The organism is Caballeronia sp. GAFFF1 (genome assembly GCF_023630705.1).
Lineage (GTDB): Bacteria > Pseudomonadota > Gammaproteobacteria > Burkholderiales > Burkholderiaceae > Caballeronia.
Genome location: NZ_JALQEM010000018.1, coordinates 1 through 17,170 on the forward strand (window position 1 = coordinate 1; position 17,170 = coordinate 17,170).

The 17,170-nt window shown below is 60.7% G+C and carries 14 protein-coding genes and 1 tRNA gene; 1 reads left to right on the top strand and 14 read right to left on the bottom strand.

The window, feature by feature from the left end; translation table 11 throughout:
* The 14 genes from NCR37_RS08330 to cysS all read right to left on the bottom strand — a co-directional run.
* On the bottom strand, positions 1 to 1,031 hold a 1,031-nt coding region (locus NCR37_RS08330; RefSeq protein ID WP_250472586.1), incomplete at its 3' end, for an Imm71 family immunity protein.
* An 11-nt stretch (positions 1,032 to 1,042) separates the two neighbouring features.
* Complete coding sequence (locus NCR37_RS08335; protein WP_250472587.1) at positions 1,043 to 2,242, bottom strand: hypothetical protein; 1,200 nt, start codon at positions 2,240 to 2,242, stop codon at positions 1,043 to 1,045.
* A gap of 72 nt (positions 2,243 to 2,314) precedes the next feature.
* Positions 2,315 to 2,590 (bottom strand): hypothetical protein, encoded by a 276-nt coding sequence (locus NCR37_RS08340; protein ID WP_250472588.1) that lies wholly within the window; start codon positions 2,588 to 2,590, stop codon positions 2,315 to 2,317.
* A complete protein-coding gene (locus NCR37_RS08345; protein WP_250472589.1) occupies positions 2,587 to 2,970 on the bottom strand; it encodes a hypothetical protein in 384 nt (127 codons plus the stop codon). Before NCR37_RS08345 ends, NCR37_RS08340 begins: the two co-directional genes overlap by 4 nt.
* Before the next feature lie 101 nt (positions 2,971 to 3,071).
* Complete coding sequence (locus NCR37_RS08350) at positions 3,072 to 4,133, bottom strand: Imm71 family immunity protein (RefSeq protein ID WP_250472590.1); 1,062 nt, start codon at positions 4,131 to 4,133, stop codon at positions 3,072 to 3,074.
* 37 nt (positions 4,134 to 4,170) lie between these two features.
* Positions 4,171 to 5,643: a hypothetical protein gene (locus NCR37_RS08355; protein ID WP_250472591.1), complete on the bottom strand. Its 1,473-nt coding sequence runs from the start codon at positions 5,641 to 5,643 to the stop codon at positions 4,171 to 4,173.
* Positions 5,644 to 5,647: 4 nt separating this feature from the next.
* Positions 5,648 to 8,410, bottom strand: a complete 2,763-nt coding sequence (locus NCR37_RS08360; protein WP_250472592.1) for a type VI secretion system Vgr family protein — start codon at positions 8,408 to 8,410, stop codon at positions 5,648 to 5,650.
* Between the two features lie 10 nt (positions 8,411 to 8,420).
* Positions 8,421 to 8,672: a PAAR domain-containing protein gene (locus tag NCR37_RS08365; protein ID WP_250472593.1), complete on the bottom strand. Its 252-nt coding sequence runs from the start codon at positions 8,670 to 8,672 to the stop codon at positions 8,421 to 8,423.
* A 303-nt stretch (positions 8,673 to 8,975) separates the two neighbouring features.
* Positions 8,976 to 9,068, bottom strand: a tRNA-Ser gene (locus tag NCR37_RS08370).
* A gap of 168 nt (positions 9,069 to 9,236) precedes the next feature.
* Complete coding sequence (locus tag NCR37_RS08375; protein WP_250472594.1) at positions 9,237 to 10,487, bottom strand: aspartate kinase; 1,251 nt, start codon at positions 10,485 to 10,487, stop codon at positions 9,237 to 9,239.
* Positions 10,488 to 10,833: 346 nt separating this feature from the next.
* Positions 10,834 to 12,261: a tRNA lysidine(34) synthetase TilS gene (tilS, locus tag NCR37_RS08380; protein WP_250472595.1), complete on the bottom strand. Its 1,428-nt coding sequence runs from the start codon at positions 12,259 to 12,261 to the stop codon at positions 10,834 to 10,836.
* 45 nt (positions 12,262 to 12,306) lie between these two features.
* A complete protein-coding gene (locus NCR37_RS08385; RefSeq protein WP_175944164.1) occupies positions 12,307 to 13,278 on the bottom strand; it encodes an acetyl-CoA carboxylase carboxyltransferase subunit alpha in 972 nt (323 codons plus the stop codon).
* Positions 13,279 to 13,405: 127 nt separating this feature from the next.
* The gene (locus tag NCR37_RS08390) at positions 13,406 to 14,440 is read right to left on the bottom strand and encodes a DNA-3-methyladenine glycosylase family protein (RefSeq protein ID WP_250472596.1); all 1,035 of its coding nucleotides are present in this window, start codon (positions 14,438 to 14,440) and stop codon (positions 13,406 to 13,408) included.
* Between the two features lie 47 nt (positions 14,441 to 14,487).
* A complete protein-coding gene (gene cysS / locus NCR37_RS08395) occupies positions 14,488 to 15,885 on the bottom strand; it encodes a cysteine--tRNA ligase (protein WP_250472597.1) in 1,398 nt (465 codons plus the stop codon).
* Between the two features lie 462 nt (positions 15,886 to 16,347).
* Here cysS and NCR37_RS08400 point away from each other — a divergent pair, with 462 nt between their 5' ends.
* On the top strand, positions 16,348 to 17,136 hold the full coding sequence (locus NCR37_RS08400; RefSeq protein WP_250472598.1) for a tetratricopeptide repeat protein: 789 nt from the start codon (positions 16,348 to 16,350) through the stop codon (positions 17,134 to 17,136).
* The last annotated feature ends 34 nt before the right edge of the window (positions 17,137 to 17,170 follow it).

Genomic DNA, 17,170 nt, shown 5'->3' on the forward strand with positions numbered 1-17,170 from the left:
AGATACCAGATCACCGCGCCGGTTTTGCTACGCTCCGGTCCGGGCATCTGCTCACCGGCTTTCACATTCACGCGCCGGTTCAGGTGGTGAGAGAACCATTCGCCGCTTCGCGGGCAAGAATCGCCTGGATGAGCCGTGAGCAAGCGGCGATTGCGAACCACTCGAGGAGGCGGCGCGAAATACTCGCGCTCCTCATAAGGGATGGTTCCGTCCGCGTACCGGGTATCCTTCCAGATCAAGCGCCAGCGAACGTCTTCTAGCGTGTCAGTGCCTTCGAACTGGTACTGGCTGGCGGTATCACCAGCAAGATAATAGTTCGGACAACGAACGCCGATCTTTGGATCAATGGCCCAAGGTTCCCAAATGCCCGTCACAGGTATCTTGCGGCCGCTCCACACCTCGCCTGTAGTGTCTTCGTTAGGCTGTGGGCAATTAGCGAACTGTGGAGGAAAGCGAATCGAAGGTATGCCGTTGAATGATAGCGCGTCGAAGAAGATGCTTTCATATTTCCAGCACATTGCCGACCGAGACCCAGCGATTGGCCGACTGAAATAGATTCTTCCCTTCTTATTGAGCGTCCCATAAAGCAAGGACATAAAATCCGCAGAAAGATTCGCTTTGCCGAAGGTTCCTAAAGACTCATGCGCAGGCTTGCGATAACCAATCTCATAGAACAGATCGCTCGGATCGTCTGCCCCAAGTTCTTCGTATTTTCGTCCCCATATGTAGGCATGAAAAGCAAGCCCGTCGCGCAAGAGAGCAAACGCCTCCGGGCGGCGTTCGGCATTCGTCAACAGTGGTTCAGCGTATTCCATCGGTTGCAGAAACCGCATGAACCGAACAAGGTCATCGCTATAGTCGATCTCGACTTCGGGCCGTGCGATTTCACGCTCGAACTCACGTAGGAATTCGCGATAAAGCTCAATCGCGTGCCGCAGCAGCGTGGCGCTCGTGTATTTCTTGAGCAGGTAAAAAGCGCGGTCTCGCGCCTTGTCGTCGTTTTTCCCTGCGACATACAAAAAGGCGGACATATCGATAATCCTCAGTGTTGCGGTTGTGCGCTGTCGCGACCGGGCAATGCGTGACCAGCAACCGCTGGCGCACGATTCGTATAGCCTTGCGGCACGGTTTTCGGCAGAACCTGACCTTCATCCAGCGGGCGAACCGCCGCCCGGTCCACCGGTGAGAAAATCACATCGTTCCACTTAGTCGGCATCGCCATTAATTTCTTGACGTAGTCCTCGAGCACCTTGTTATAGGAGTGACTAAAATCGATGAAGTATTGCGTCTCGCCACCTTCGAGCCATCGTCCCAATTCTTCGTCGTACTGGCTCGACACCGTTCCCTTCCAGATACGCAGCCCGTCCCAGTCCGCCGGGATCTCAGTGACGCCCATTTCGACAAGTTCGGCGCGGGTCGGAATATGATCCAGGCGGATGTACGCCCCGTTGTGGTTCCAATCCATCTTGACGGCCCACTTCTCCCGCCATTCGCGCCCGTTTTCCGCCATGCGTGGCAACCAGTTCGGGGAACGCTTGGTTCTAGTTGAAAGCATGCCCTTCAACTTATAGCCCGATTTGGTGGTGCGCGTCGTGTTGTCCAACACGCGCGCTAGATCGTACTTTCCCGGCGCAAGCGTTGCGGCTTCAATGGGTGCCTGCTCGCTGAATGACTCGATGACTGTATAAGTGATTTGTTTGGTCGCTCTATCAAACGCTATGTGTGGCTCGTCTGCCAAATTCGGCCACCCTTCTACATGTTGATAGTCGGCAACTGTCGCTGGCGGATGTGCAGCCTTTCCTGCGTCGCGCGCCAGCGTCGAAAGCTGCCCCTCGGCTTCACGCGTCGTAACCTTGCCCGCGCCGAACGATATATCCGCCCAGGTGCCCTCGACCATATGCGCGCGCACGCGGGCAAGGCACTCGTTCAGGTCACGCAGCGCCTGGGGAATCATCCGGTTGGCTGCATTGCGGATCGGCGGAAGTTTGGCAGGCAAGCCCGACAGATACGTGATGACACGCGAAGGCAGTACGCTCGCCATGTTGCGCACGACGTACTGACAAGCCCGCGATAAGCGGTCCAGCGCTTCAGTCAATCCAGCGAGAATCTTGTCCTGGTGTGCAGTGAAGTCGAGCTTGCGCAGCCATTCATAGGCGTTACCGTGGCACATCCGATTCACGAACCGGACGATCTCTTCGGCCAGCTTGACCAGGTCTTCTGACTTTTCAGCTGCGCGGACCACCAGCTTTCCTACGCCCTTGAGGATGCCTCCAAACAGCGGGACGATAACAATGAGGCAAAGGACCAATTTGATTCACGTCCATTTGTCCTCCACCGCCTTTGGATCGTCAGCCATATGCATGACGAGCGCGATGGTATCGCGCGCCGCCGTCCCTTCTCCCAGGACGGGGAACATGCTGATCGCTGCATCGAAGAAAATCTGACCAGTCGTCTGCTGTTTGCCGAATTCCCCCTTCAGTGCGGTGCCGATCCATCCGCCTACAGCGGCAGCATTGGCCCATATCAGCTTTCCCGTCTCGATTGCCCCAATGCGGTTTTCTGCGGGATTGCTCACTATGATGTCACTCATACTCGACCGTTGTTCTGTCTCTTTGCGGATGCATCGAAGTCACCTTCGCCCCAGCGTGACTTGTAGCCCGGGTTCGCGTCGTTAGCCTTGACCTGCAACGGGCGAGAATCCGGCCCGACTTGAATTCGGCCGACGCCCACAGGTGCGCCGCTCAGATCGGCATGCCCAGAACCGTCTAACGTGCCGCTGTAGCGTTTGCCGTCGTCGTAGTGAATCTCGAACTTGGCTCCCTGAACCGGTTCGTCGTCGTGATACAGATGCGACAGGGACGACGTGTCGGTGTACGACTTCGGCGGGAACATGAGGGGCGTGGATTGCGGGCCGTCGGTCTGGTGATCGGCGGCATGGACGAGGAATCGCGCGTTGGTAGCGCCGAGCAATCCGGCGGCGCACTCCTGTGAGCGCGAGCCGCTTTGCGTAGCCGGACCCGTCCTTTGGTCCGCGAATCGAGGTGGCAGTCTGAGCCTCCGTGGCAAACCGATTAATCATCAAGTTCCAGATACCAGATCACCGCGCCGGTTTTGCTACGCTCCGGTCCGGGCATCTGCTCACCGGCTTTCACATTCACGCGCCGGTTCAGGTGGTGAGAGAACCATTCGCCGCTGCGCGGGCAAGAATCGCCTGGACGAGCAGTTAGCAAGCGGCGATTGCGAACAACAGGTGGGGGCGGCGCGAAATAGTCTCGTTCTTCATAAGGGATGGTTCCGTCCGCATACCGGGTATCCTTCCAGATCAAGCGCCAGCGAACACGTTCAAGAGTGTCTGTTCCTTCCATCTGATATTGATTTGCGGTGTCGCCGGCAATGTAATAGTTGGGACAGCGCGGGCCAGTTTTGGCGTTGACAGGCCACGGCTCCCAGATGCCTGTGACGGGGATAGTATCTTCGCTCCATATTTGGCCTTCGTTGCTTTCGTTTCTTGGAGGGCAGGAAGGTATGCGCGAGGGAAAGACGATAGGAGGTACGTAATTAATCGGCAACTCGTCGAAGAAGACGCTGTCGTAGGTCCAACACATCGCACTGTGTGCGGAATGCAAAGGCTGGCTAAAATAGACGCGCGCCCGCTTGAAGAGAGTCGCCATACATACAAAGATCAGCGATGATGACGTTGCGGCCTTCGCGAATGTCCCGATGGATTCGTGGGAAGTGTAACGATAGCCGAGATCATGGAATATGGAACCCGGCTCGCTAGCCCCGGATTCTTGGTATCGGCGCCCCCATATGAAGGGATCGAAACGACGAGCCTCCCGCATTAGCGCAAACGCCTCCGTCCTTCGGGAAGCGTTGGCAAGCAACGGCTCGGCGAACTCCATTGGTTGCAGGTACTGCAGGAAAAACACCAAATCCTGCTGATATGAACTCTGCATCGAATCTTTAGCGTTCTCCGGCCTTTTGACCTCTCGCTCAAAATCCCGAAGGAACTCGCGGTAAAGGTCGATAGCGCGCTGAAGCAAAGTAGCACTAGTGTATTTTTGAAGCAGATAGAACGCTCGGGCGCGCGCATCGTCGTCGTTCTTGCCTGCTACAAACGTAAAAGCTGACATCGCAAAAGTCCTCAATGTTGCAGCGTCGCGCCCGTGGCTACCGCTTATCGGTAGACGTCGGGATGCGGCTTGTATATCCCTGCGGTACCGTCTTCGCGGCGGTCTCGCCCTTCTCCATCGGCGTGACGACAGCTTTAAGCACCGCTGCCACGTTTACATCCGTCCATCCTGTTCGCTTGGTGACAAGGGCCTGCACATAGTCGAGAAGAACCTTGTTGTGAGCGTGCTTGAAGTCTATGAAAAGTTGCGTTTCACCCCCGGACCAGTAGCGGCCGAGTTTGTCATCGAACTGACTTGACACCAAGCCACTCCACGCGCGCAGACCGGACCAGTCAGATGGAACCTCCACTCCAAGTCGTGCAAGTTCTTCGGCAGACGGTATGTGAGTCAATTCCACAAAGCCGCCGTTCGTGTTCCACGAATACAGCACGGCCCAACCTTCGCGCCAATCCTTACCGTTGATTGGCATACGAGGCAACCAGTATTCGCCGCTCTTCGTCCATTTCGGCCGATCAAGTTGAATGACGCGGAAAATATGGGTTTCTCCAGGAGACAAAGTCTTTGCCACGATTGGCGCGTTACGGGAGAAACTCTCAATCTTTGCGTATATCCTTTGTTCGTCTTCCCCTACAATGGTGAATCGGTCATCCCTCAAATCAGGCCATCCCTCTGTAGCGTGGAACTGATCCATCGTCGCTTTGGGATGTGGGACGTTTGCCACGTCGTGCGCTCCCGCCGCTAGCCTTCCCTCTGCTTCGCGCGTCGTGACATTGCGACCGCCAACCTTTATATCCGCCCATGTTCCCTCGACCAAATGCGCACGTACGCGGAACAAGCAGTCGTTCAGTTCCTTAAGTGCCTGGGGCACCATCCGGTCAGCCGCCTTCCTGATGTTCATCAGTTTCGGCGGAAGTGCCGACATGTACTCGACTACTCGTGCCGGCAGAACAGGCCGCATTTCGCCCACAACGAACTGGCACCAACGAACCAAGCGATCGATCAACTCCGCGATTCCGGCTAGTACTTTGCTTTGGTAACGAGTGAAATCTAGTGCTTGCAGCCACCTGTATGAATTTCCGACTCCCATTCGGTTAAGAAACAAGATGACATCACTGGCAACCTTTGCTAGGTCTTCTCCGTTCTCGAATGCACGGACGACGAGTTTGCCAGCACCTTTCAAGATACCGCCTACAAGCGGTACGATTGCGATGACGCAAAGCACCAGCTTTATCCATTCCCAGTGGTCTTTCAATTTCCGGTCGTCCTGGCACATGTCCAGAGAGATGGCGATAGCATCTCTTGCTGACGTACCCTCGCCTAGAATGGGGAACATGCTCACCACGGCATCAAAGGCGATCTGTCCTATCGTCTGCTGCTTGTTGAACTCACCGGAGACTGCGCCCCCCAACCATTGGCCCACTGCTGCCGCATTGTTCCAAATCATCTTGCCAACTTCGATTGCGCCGATCCTAGTCTCAGCCGGGTTGTTGTTAGTCGCTTGACTTGCCATAGATTCATTCAATATTTTTGTTTGCAGATTGCCGAAAGTCGTCTTCGGTCCACGTTGTTTTGTAGCCGGGGTTAGCGTCGTGCGCCCTGACTTGCCAGTCGCGTACGTCAGGGCCGAACTTGACGCGCCCGGATCCGACGGGAGCGACGGTCAAGTCGGCATTGCCCGAGCTATCGAGTGCGCCACTGAACGTCGCGCCATCGTCATATAGGATGTGAAAATCCGCGCCTTGGACCGGTTCGTCGTCGCGATACAGGTGGTTCAGAGTCCGCTTCTCCACGGATGAAGTGCAGGGAAACGCAGGAGGAAAGGATTGCGGTGCTTCCGTCGCATGGCTCGCGGCATGGACGAGGAACGCGCCGTTGGTGTATCCGATCAACCCTTGCGGACTAATCTCGATGACACTGCCGCCGCCGTTGATGCGAACGCCTTTGGCGGCGGTTAGATTGATCCAGCCATCGGAGCTAATGATCTCCGCGTTCTGCCTCGCGATGATCTGCGCGCTGTCGGTCTGTGCCTCGATACGGATTTTTCCCGCCGCCGCGACGAGTTTTATCCCGGCCTGCTGCACGAAGAGCGCGAAGCTATTCACGACACTCGCGAAGAACGAGCGCGCCGCCGCAAAACTGATATGCCTTCCGGTCGTTACCGCAAGGTCCTGGTCGCTCGCAAGGTGCGTACTGCCCGCCGTCGTCGTTTGAATGCCAGCCGGACTTGCCAAGGCCAGATGCGGCGCGGCGAACTCGGGAAACTCGCCTCTATCCATGTTGGCCGTGCCGGTGCCGCGCAACTCGTCGTTCGCCGCTTTGATGGTCTTCGCAACGTCCGACTGGTTGCCGCTGGTGCCTTGCGCGCCGTGTTGCTGCGCAAGTTCCGCCAAGCTCTCGTGAATGTCGCGCGCCTGCGTGAGCCGCGCGACGGTCTCGCCGATGTCCCTCGCCGGGGCGGTCGCCCCGTCCCGCGCCTCGGTGGTGACGAGCATGCCCTGATTCGCCCGCAACACGCCCCACGCATCCGTCGCTAACTCCCAGCCGAGGCCGCGCGCCTGCTGGCGTCCGTCGCCGTAGGTAATGCGGGTGTTATACCCAAGCACAAGCCGCGAATTCGCCTGATCGCTCGCCACCTGCACTTGCTGCTTGCCGGGCGTGTCATCGGTCACGACAACGTTGTGTCCCTGACCTTCGAACGCGTGACTCACCAGCCCCGTCAGCGCCATGTTTTTCGGCAGCCTGAACGGCGGCGGATTGAACTCATTCACCTTGCTCGCCATCACGAACGGCTTGTCCGGGTCGCCCTCGTGATAGCCAACGGTGATCTCGTCGCCGACACGCGGCACCGAAATCAAACTATGCGGCCCGCCGTGCCACGGCAGCGACACACGTAACCAGCAGCTCGAATTCTGGTCGTTCTCGCCGAGCCGGTCCCATTTGAACTGGCATCGAATGCGCCCGTAGGCATCGAGCCAAATCGGTTGATCCTTCGGTCCCGTTACCACCGCCGTCTCGGGGTACGCGCGCGGCTTGTCCTTCGGCTTGAGCTTGAAGAAGGCATTGGCGGGCTGCACGACGAAATCGGTCTTGCAGTGGTACTGCGCATTGCTGCCTGGCGTGGCGGTAAGCTCGTCGGGATTGCGCACGTCGATTGACGTCGAGACAACGAGATATTCGCGGTTGACCTCCGGTTGCGGGTGGCCCTCTAGCCGGAACCGTCTGCCCGTCATCATGCCGCGCGCGTTGGCCGAGCCATACGCGCGCAAGCCTTCGCAACGCATCGACTCGACGCGCACCCACGCCAGATATTCGCCCTCGTTGCGAAAGTCGTTCGGCTGGCCGTCTAGCCCCATCGCGCCCGCGAGCGGCTGCGTGTAGTCGCCCCAATGATATTGCTTGATGTTGTCGAAAGACGATTTACTGTGATCGGACCTGTTCACCAAGAACGTGCCGTTCGAGCGCGTGTAGTCGTAGTCGTTGAGCGTGACGTTGCCCGCCGTGATTTGGCGGGACACGCGCAGGCTATGAATATGCTCTTCGTCGATGCGCTTATCCTCGGGCGCATGAAAGAGAATCGTGTCGTATGCGTTCTTGTGGTCTTTGTGCGAACCGGGCGAGTCGCATAGCATCAACGTCATGCCGTCGAAGTGATAATAGATTCCCCATTCACTCCATAGCTGAATGAGAAAATCATAATCACTCTGCCAGAACTGGCGAATGTAATCCCGCTTTGGAAAGATGTTGTTATTCAGCAAGACCGCGGCAAGACGGGTTTTCCACGGAAATTTATATTTAGTGGCCGTTAAGACGGCCTCGGTAGCCTCTAAAACCGTGACGTTTTGGAATACTCGATTCTCTTTATTCTGGCTCAAAAGCCAGAGCCACGGCCTAACCGTGAACTGATAATACGCGCGCCGCTCGTCACTGCCGATCTGCTGGACTTCGGTAATGATGCCCTCTACCGTGCGCACGCCCGCGCCGACATTGCCCGCGCCCTGATTTCCGGGTAAACCCGGAATGAACGTTCCTTTGCCCTCGAATTCAACGAGGATTTTTATCGTTTTACCAATGTAATCGTCCGGCTTGATAAGCTCACGAGCCTTGTAGAGCCGAAACGTCGGACTATCGAGGGTGGCAAAATCGACGCGGTATTCGAAAAGCTCGCCGAGCGTTTCGGTGCCTTGTACGCGCTGAGGCAGGAGAATATCGCCGCCGCCCCATGTAGGCAGCGCCTCGCATTTCACCTTGAGAGTGCGGCCCTGTAGTGGTTCGAACATGGTGGTAGCCTCACGCCCTGATCAGAACCGCGCCGCAGGCGGTCGAGTCGCCGATATACGCGACACGTCGCCCCTTATGCGTCATCTTGCCGGTCGCCTCGATAGGGAAGGTGCCACCGCACTTCGGGCACTCCGTCAGGTGTTGATCGAGCGCAACGGGAATGCCGAGGTGTTTGAAATCGTGCGCTGCTTCAATCACTACGCCGCCGTGTGTGGTCTTGTCGCCAAGGCGCGCGGCGTCGCGGCCGTTTGCATCTTTCATCCTTCGTTATCCTTATTGCTTGCAAAGATGGAGATGCGGCATTGCAACGCACGGGCTATGCCGTCGCTATAGGAATAGCCCTAAATGAATAGAAAAACGGCACCGTAGACCGAGCTTAGGGTCAGGGACTGCGAGGCGGGCGAAGAGTCGGTTCCGACGGCCGTCTACCGCCCAGAACAACGTCGACGCGCACAGGACAAGACGATCGCGCGTTTTGCTGCACGGTGAACGTAACCGAGTGCCGTCGCCCCAAAACAAAAAGCCCCACAAGTCTTTCGACTTGCGGGGCTTTTCTCCTACCACTGGCGGAGACGGAGGGATTCGAACCCTCGATCCAGTTTTTAGCCAGATGCTCCCTTAGCAGGGGAGTGCCTTCGACCTCTCGGCCACGTCTCCCAAACTTTTCGTTGCACCGGGAGTGCAGTGCAACGAGATCGAGATAATAGCCTGTTCAGCCGCAGCGGTCAAATTCGCATGACGATTTTTTCCAATCGATCAAATTCGAATCTCGCCGACAGCCGAACCGCAACAGTGCCAAGAGTACGAAGCCGCCTGCCCAGCCGGTCAGCCGCGATCCAGCTCGAACGCCTTGTGCAACGCGCGAACCGCGAGCTCGGTGTACTTCTCGTCGATCAGCACGGAAATCTTGATTTCAGAAGTCGAGATCATCTGGATGTTGATGCCCTCTTCCGACAACGTGCGGAACATCGTGCTCGCAATGCCCACGTGCGAGCGCATGCCCACGCCCACGACCGATACCTTCGACACCTTCGGATCGCCCAGCACGGTTTCCGCGTTCACGTGGCCCTTCACCTGGCCGTTCAGGATTTCTAGCGCGCGCTGGTAGTCGCCCCGGCCCACCGTGAATGTGAAGTCGGTCTTGCCGTTCACGCTCTGGTTCTGAATGATCATGTCGATGTCGATGTTCGCATCGGCCACCGGACCGAGAATCTGATACGCGACGCCCGGCTTGTCGGGCACGCCCATGACCGCGATGCGCGCTTCGTCGCGCTGGAACGCGATGCCGGAGATAACTGCCTTTTCCATGTTCTCGTCTTCTTCAAAAGTAATCAGGGTGCCCGAATGCATTTCGGCTTCGAGCGGCATGAGCGGATCAGTCAGGCTGGACAGCACCCGCGTCTTCACCTGGTACTTGCCGGCAAATTCCACCGAGCGGATCTGCAGGACCTTCGAGCCGAGGCTCGCCATTTCCAGCATTTCCTCGAAGGTCACACGATCCAGCCGGCGCGCCTCTTCGACGACGCGCGGGTCGGTCGTGTAGACGCCGTCGACGTCGGTATAGATCAAACACTCGTCCGCGTTCAGCGCCGCCGCGATGGCGACCGCCGATGTGTCCGAGCCGCCGCGCCCGAGCGTGGCGATATGGCCTTCCGGATCAACGCCCTGAAAACCCGTGATGACCACGACCTTGCCCGCGTCGAGGTCTTTCAGCACGCGTTCGCCGTCGATTTCGCTGATGCGCGCCTTCGTGAACGCGCTGTCCGTCTTGATGGGCACCTGCCAGCCGGCATAGCTCACGGCGTCGAGGCCTTCGGCGTGCAGCGCGATGGCGAGGAGTCCGACGCTCACCTGCTCGCCTGTGGAGGCAATCATGTCGAGTTCGCGCGGGTCCGGATTCGCCGTGATGTCTTTTGCAAGACCGAGCAGGCGGTTAGTTTCGCCGGACATCGCCGAGGGCACGACGACCATTCGGTGGCCGGCCTTGTGCCATTTGGCGACGCGCTTGGCGACGTTCTTGATGCGCTCGACCGAGCCCATCGAAGTGCCGCCGTATTTGTGTACGATGAGTGCCATTGTCGTTTTGAACAGAAGGGAAAACCGCGCTGACGCGCTCGATGCGTGCTGCTCGTGTTGCTATGGCGTTGCGCTCGACGGCTTCGGGGATAAGAAAAGCCAGCAACGATACGCGGGTGCCGCCGCATGCCCGCCTGGGGCGTCGCACTCGTAGAGTGACTAATGCGCGCAAAGGGGCGCAAGCGGCGCATCACGGGCGAAATTCGCGTCTTTTGAACGGAGATGCCGCGCAGAGCGCGTGGCGGGCAAACGAGTTACGGTACCCGATCGAGGCCGAAATTTCAAGATTGGACGGCGGCGCGCCTTATTTTACCGGCTTCTCGCCGAAGCCCCTCGGTCCTATGTTTCAGGCCAGCAGCAAGTCCGGCCGCCAGACGATACGGCGCAACGGCGCATTCGCCGTCTGCGGCGCCACTTCGCGATTCACGCCGACGAGCGGCACGAAGAGAAGCGCATCGCGAATGAAAAGCAGCGGCACGTCGCGCTTCCACGCCGGCACGCCGCGCTCCTGAAACAGGTTCTTGAGCGTGCGGCTCGGCGCATCGGCGAAAAGGCGCATGCGCTCGCCACCCGCGCGCGAGCGCGCGACGATGGGCGCCGCGCGCAACAAGCCCTCTGCGACGACATCGACACCGGGCAACGCGGCCGGCTCGAACACGAACGAGCCGCGCCACTGCGGCAGCCGCCAGACTTCATCGCCCTGCCAATGCAGTTCGCTCGGCGCCTTCGGCACCGCCGCGCCTTGATCGAGGTCGGGCGCATCCGCGCTGTCGCCCGTCTCCCAGAAGAGCGCATTCCGATACACGCGCAGGCACCGCCCCGCATGATCGACGCGCAACGCATGCCCGTCGCGGGCGTTGGCCGCGTGCCGGAGCTGGCGCAGCATATCCGCGACGCGCGCCGTCGATGCAGCCGGCAAGTCGCGCGTGCGCATCCAGTAGCGCAGCACGTTGACGGCGCGTTCGTCGTCGAGCGCGAGCAGCGCGTCGAGTGCGAGCGCGCCCTCGTCTTCGCTCTGCGCGGTGTCCATGTCGAGACGCGCCAGATCGTCGAGCAGCCGCTGCGCCGATGCCGCGTGCGACGCCGTGCGCGCGAGCGCATCGCGAAAGCCGGGGAAATGCACGGCGAGCACCGGCAGCACGTCGTGGCGCAGCGCGTTGCGCGCATAGCGGGTATCGGCGTTCGATTCGTCATCGATCCAGCTTAAATCGCGCTCGTGCGCGTACTGCTCCAGTTGCGCCCGCAAGAGCCGCAGGAGCGGCCGCAGGCGCGGCACGTTTGCGCCGTCGAGCCGCTGCGGCGCCATTGCGGCGAGACCCGCGACGCCCGCGCCGCGCAGCAATTGCAGGAGCACGGTCTCCGCCTGATCGTCGGCGTGATGCGCGATCAGGAGCGCCGCCGCGCCGTGCCCGTCGCAGAGTTCGTCGAGCGCGCGATAACGCGCGTCGCGCGCGGCGGCTTCGAGGCTCTCGCCGCCCGCGCGCATGACGTCGACGTGGCGTACTACGTGACGCACGCCGACCGATGCGGCGAACGCCTGGCAGTGCGCGGCCCACGCATCGGCGTTCGAACTCAACCCGTGATGAACATGGAACGCGACGACGCGCGCCGCGCCGAACACGCGCACGGCGGCATCGAGCAAAACGGTGGAATCGAGGCCGCCGCTCAGTGCGACGGCGAGCAGCGAATCAGCAGCGAGTCCGGCATCGGCCACTGCCGCGCGGACCGCCTCGAGCACGAGGCGGCCGGCCGTGGTTTCGCTGTCGGATGTCACGAGAATCGTGAAGAGAAGGAAAAGGAAAAAGTCAGGACGCCGCGATCATGCGCCGGGCAGCGATTCCTTGAACTTGCCGTAGGCCATGATCTTGTCGAAGCGGCGATCGCGCAAATCCTGCATGCTCATGCCCTGGAACTGACGCAGCGAATCCGCGAGCGCGCGGCGCAGCAGCGCGGCCATGCCCTTGGGATCGCGGTGCGCGCCGCCGAGCGGCTCGTTCACGATTTTGTCGATGAGCCCGAGCGCCTTCAGCCGATGCGCGGTCAGGCCGAGCGCCTCGGCCGCTTCGGGCGCCTTCGCCGCGCTCTTCCACAGAATGGACGCGCAGCCTTCCGGCGAGATGACCGAATACGTGGAGAATTGCAGCATCATCACCGTGTCGGCGACGGCAATGGCCAGCGCGCCGCCCGAGCCGCCTTCGCCGATGATCGTCGTAATGATCGGCGTCTTGAGTTCGGCCATGACGAAGAGATTGCGGCCGATGGCCTCGGACTGGCCGCGCTCTTCCGCGCCGATGCCTGGATACGCACCCGGCGTGTCGACGAACGTGAAGATGGGCATGCTGAACTTCTCGGCCAGGCGCATGAGCCGCTCGGCCTTGCGATAGCCTTCCGGACGCGGCATGCCGAAGTTGCGCAGCGCGCGCTCCTTCGTGTCGCGGCCCTTCTGATGGCCGATCACCATGCACGGCTGGCCGTTGAAACGCGCGAAGCCGCCGACAATAGCGAGGTCGTCCGCGAAAGAGCGGTCGCCATGCAGCTCGTGGAAGTCGGTGAACAGTTCGTTCACGTAGTCGAGCGTGTACGGACGCTGCGGATGGCGCGCGATTTGCGAAACCTGCCACGGCGACAGGTTGGCATACAAATCTTTGGTGAGCTGCTGGCTCTTCTTCGACAGCCGCTCGATTTCTTCCGAGATGTCGACAGCGGAATCGTCCTGAACGAAGCGGAGTTCTTCGATCTTCGCTTCGAGTTCAGCGATCGGCTGCTCGAAATCCAGAAACGTGGTCTTCATGTGTTCGAGTCCTTGAACAACGGGCAGGGGCGCAAGGGCGTCTATTCTAACCGCCTCCGTCCCTGTTAAAAACGCGCGGGAACTATCAATTATAAATCAACGATAGCCCGGCAAATGCGCTTGCGAATCAGTGATCTGCGGGAATCGGGTTCAGGCTGCGCCACATGTACCACGTCGCGACGGTTCGCCACGGCTCCCAGTTCGCCGCGACTTCGCGCGCTTCGCTGCGCGTGACCGGCTCGCCGCTGAAGTAGTTCACGCTGATCGCCTGAATGAGGCCGAGGTCGTCGAGCGGCAGCACGTTCGGGCGCGACAGGTTGAAGATGAGGAACATCTCCGCCGTCCATCGGCCGATGCCGCGAATCTGCGTGAGCTCGGCGATCACGGCTTCATCGTCCATCGACGCCCACGTATCGACGTGCAGCGCCCCCGAGACGAAGTGCTGCGCAAGATCCAGGATGTACTCGGTCTTGCGCTTCGAGAGGCCGCATCCTTGCAGCTTCTCCGCGCCGAGCGCGATGAAGTCCGCCGGCAGGATCGTCGGACACGCGGTCTTCACGCGCTCCCAGATGGCTTGCGCGGCCTCCACCGAAATCTGCTGTCCGGCGACCGAACGCGCGAGCGTCGAGAACGGATCGCCGAGATTGACGAGATGCATCTGCCCGAACTTCGGGATCAGCTTCTTGAGAATGCGGTCGCGCTTCATGAGATCGGCGCAGGCTTTGTCCCAGTAATCGGGACGCTCGATCTCGCGCGTGAGGCCGCCCACTTGCGCCGGCACGGCGGCATCGGCCGTGACCACGCGCGACTTGCGGACGACTTCGCCCGGCTCCTTGTCGGCGACGAGCGATTGCGCGTTCGCCGCATCGCTCGCGGATGCGCGGCCGTTACCCTTCGCTCGCGGCGCAGGCGCGGGCACGATGTCAGCCTTCGACGTCCGCGCGGAGACGAGCTCGCCGTTGACGCGGCGCTCGCCGTTCACGTGCGCGCCTGCCGTTTCCTTCGATGCCCGCTTGACCGCGGTCTTGCGCGACGCTGCGGTAGAAGCACTCTCTGTCTGCGTGGTTGCGTTCAATTGCGCACCGCGCGTCCGCTTCGTTGCGGGCGACGCAGCACTTCCTGACGCGGGTCGCTTGACCGGCGTCTTCCTGGCCGTTGCCATCTTGCCTCCTGCCTGGCGAGTCGATCAGAGGGTTCGAAGGTTCGCTCTCAAACGCGACGCCATTCGGTCGACCCACCCGGTTTGTCTTCAAGCGCAATCCCGGCTTCGAGCAACTGGGCGCGAATCCGGTCTGCTTCGGCATAGTTCTTCGCCTGCTTAGCGGCGATGCGCTCGGCGATCTTCGCTTCGATCTCTTGCGGCGACAGGCCCTCTGCCGCAGCGGTGCCGCCTGCTTGTTGCAGGAAGGCGCGCGGCTCGCGGCCGAAGAAACCGAGCACCTGGCCCAGGCCCTTCAACTGGCGCGCAAGCGCGGCATCGCGCGTGCGGTTGACTTCGCTTGCGAGATCGAACAGCACGGACACGGCCACCGGCGTGTTGAAGTCGTCGTTCATTGCAGACTGGAAACGCTGCGCGTGCGCCTCGTCCCAGTCAAGTTGCTGATTGTCCGGCTCGACATCCTTCAACGCCGTATATAGACGCGTCAGTGCGTTCCTTGCATCGTCGAGATGCACGTCGCTGTAGTTCAGCGGCGACCGATAGTGTGCCCGCGCAATAAAGAAGCGCACCACTTCGGCATCGAATTTTTCGAGCACTTCGCGGATCGTGAAGAAGTTGCCGAGCGACTTCGACATCTTCTCGCTGTCGATCTGCACGAAGCCGTTATGCATCCAGTAGTTCACGAAGGTCTGGCCGGTCGCGCCTTCGCTTTGCGCGATCTCGTTCTCGTGATGCGGGAACTGCAAGTCCTGGCCGCCGCCGTGAATGTCGAAGTGTTCGCCGAGCAGTTTGCACGCCATGGTCGAACATTCGATATGCCAGCCCGGACGGCCGCGTCCCCACTTCGAGTCCCAGCCCGAGTCCGCGGGCTCGCCCTCCTTCGCGCGCTTCCACAACACGAAGTCGAGCGGATCTTCCTTCGCATCGTTGGCCGCGACGCGCTCGCCCGCGCGCAAGTCTTCGAGCGACTTGCCCGAGAGCTTGCCGTAGCCCGCGAACTTGCGCACTGCGTAATTCACGTCGCCGTCCTTCGCGTGATAAGCGTAGCCGTTGGCCTCCAACGCATCGATCATGCCGAGCATCTGCGGGATGAAGTCGGTGGCGCGCGGCTCGAGGTCCGGGCGCGCGACGCCGAGCGCACCGGCGTCTTCGTGCATCGCCGTGATGAAGCGCTGCGTGAGCGACTTGATCGGCTCGTTGTTCTCGACCGCGCGACGGATGATCTTGTCGTCGATGTCCGTGATGTTCTGAACGTGCGTGACCTTGTAGCCGAGCGTGCGCAGCCACCGTTGCACGACATCGAACACCACCATCACGCGCGCATGACCGATATGACAATAGTCATAGACCGTCATTCCGCAGACATACATGCGTACCTCGCCGGGGCGAAGCGGCGTGAAGGGTTGCTTGTCACGCGCGAGCGTGTTGTAGATGCGCAGCGAATTCATAGAGGACAGTGCGTGTGCCGGAACCAACCGTGCGTTGAGTCGCAAACGGCGTGCTCGATCTTGCGGGGCGAAGAAGACGCACACGCGAGCGCGAACACGACGGTCTTGCGACCAGGACGGAGACGGCCACGAGTGGCGAAGACAGTCCGATGTCGGCAGCGCGTGGCACGAGCGTATGTCGTGTGCAAGACGCGTGCGCGGAACGTCCGGACCTTTTGTTAGAATGGGTCGGAGTATAACACCCGGATTTGAGCCCATGAAACCTCCAGGCGGCCGCACGGCGGGCAATGTGACGCGTGCTTCGTGCTTCGCTTTCGGCCCCGCCGTTCATGGTGTTTCGCGCGTCGCCCGGCAGTCGCTTTGCGGGTCGTTCGCAGCCCGCGCTCCGCAATCTTGGCTATCTTCGCTTTCTTCCCGCCTCCTTCCTTGACCCATATTCAAGTGACTCACGCCCACGCGCGCATGCCTCTGCAATTCTCTCGCCGGCCCGCTGCCGATCGTTTCCGCCCACGCTTCGCCGCGACGCTCGCGCGCGCCGCCGCTGCCGCCGTCTTCGGCATTGCCGCATGCTTCGGCTGGTCGAACGCGGCGCTCGCGCAGGTATCGACGGCCACGGCGGACGATACGCCGCAGATCGACGCCGCCATCGCCGGCAAGGACTGGAACGCCGCGCTCACGCAACTGGACGCACGCTTGGCCACGCATCCGCGCGACGTGCAGGCGAAGTTCAAGCGCGCGACGGTGCTCGCCCGTCTCAATCGTGACGACGAAGCCATCACCGCGTTCACCGAGCTCACGCAGGCCTATCCCGAGTTGCCCGAGCCGTACAACAATCTCGCCGCGCTGTACGCGAAGAAAGGCCGCTACGAAGATGCGCGCGTCGCGCTGGAAACGGCCGTGAAAGCGAATCCCGGCTATGCGCTCGCCTACGACAATCTCGGCGATCTTTATCTGCGGCTCGCGAGCGAATCGTACAAGCGCGCGCAGTCGCTCGGCTCCACGAGCCCGCTCACGCGCCAGCGCGTGGCCGCCATTCAGAACATCATCACGCCGCCGCCGAGAAAGCGTGGAGCGGCTGCGGCTTCGGGCGCGCAGGCGGCGTCGGCGCCGCGCGCGGCATCGGACTTGTGGGCGCCCGCGCCGGGCTCCGACTTCACAACGATGCCTTCGCCCGACAGCTACTCGCCGTTCGGCGGACCGAGCGGCCCGCTGCCCACGTCGCCTTACGTCGCCCCCAACGGGCAGCCCTAACGAGAGGCACCCGCGCGCGCAGGCGGTAAGCTGT

Bases quoted from the DNA above. Each gene is read 5' to 3' on its own strand.
- NCR37_RS08365 (WP_250472593.1), bottom strand. From the start codon at position 8,672: ATGAAAGATGCAAACGGCCGCGACGCCGCGCGCCTTGGCGACAAGACC.
- NCR37_RS08400 (WP_250472598.1), top strand. From the start codon at position 16,348: ATGCCTCTGCAATTCTCTCGCCGGCCCGCTGCCGATCGTTTCCGCCCA.
- NCR37_RS08340 (WP_250472588.1), bottom strand. From the start codon at position 2,590: ATGAGTGACATCATAGTGAGCAATCCCGCAGAAAACCGCATTGGGGCA.
- NCR37_RS08385 (WP_175944164.1), bottom strand. From the start codon at position 13,278: ATGAAGACCACGTTTCTGGATTTCGAGCAGCCGATCGCTGAACTCGAA.
- NCR37_RS08375 (WP_250472594.1), bottom strand. From the start codon at position 10,487: ATGGCACTCATCGTACACAAATACGGCGGCACTTCGATGGGCTCGGTC.
- NCR37_RS08350 (WP_250472590.1), bottom strand. From the start codon at position 4,133: ATGTCAGCTTTTACGTTTGTAGCAGGCAAGAACGACGACGATGCGCGC.
- NCR37_RS08355 (WP_250472591.1), bottom strand. From the start codon at position 5,643: ATGGCAAGTCAAGCGACTAACAACAACCCGGCTGAGACTAGGATCGGC.
- NCR37_RS08390 (WP_250472596.1), bottom strand. From the start codon at position 14,440: ATGGCAACGGCCAGGAAGACGCCGGTCAAGCGACCCGCGTCAGGAAGT.
- cysS (WP_250472597.1), bottom strand. From the start codon at position 15,885: ATGAATTCGCTGCGCATCTACAACACGCTCGCGCGTGACAAGCAACCC.
- NCR37_RS08360 (WP_250472592.1), bottom strand. From the start codon at position 8,410: ATGTTCGAACCACTACAGGGCCGCACTCTCAAGGTGAAATGCGAGGCG.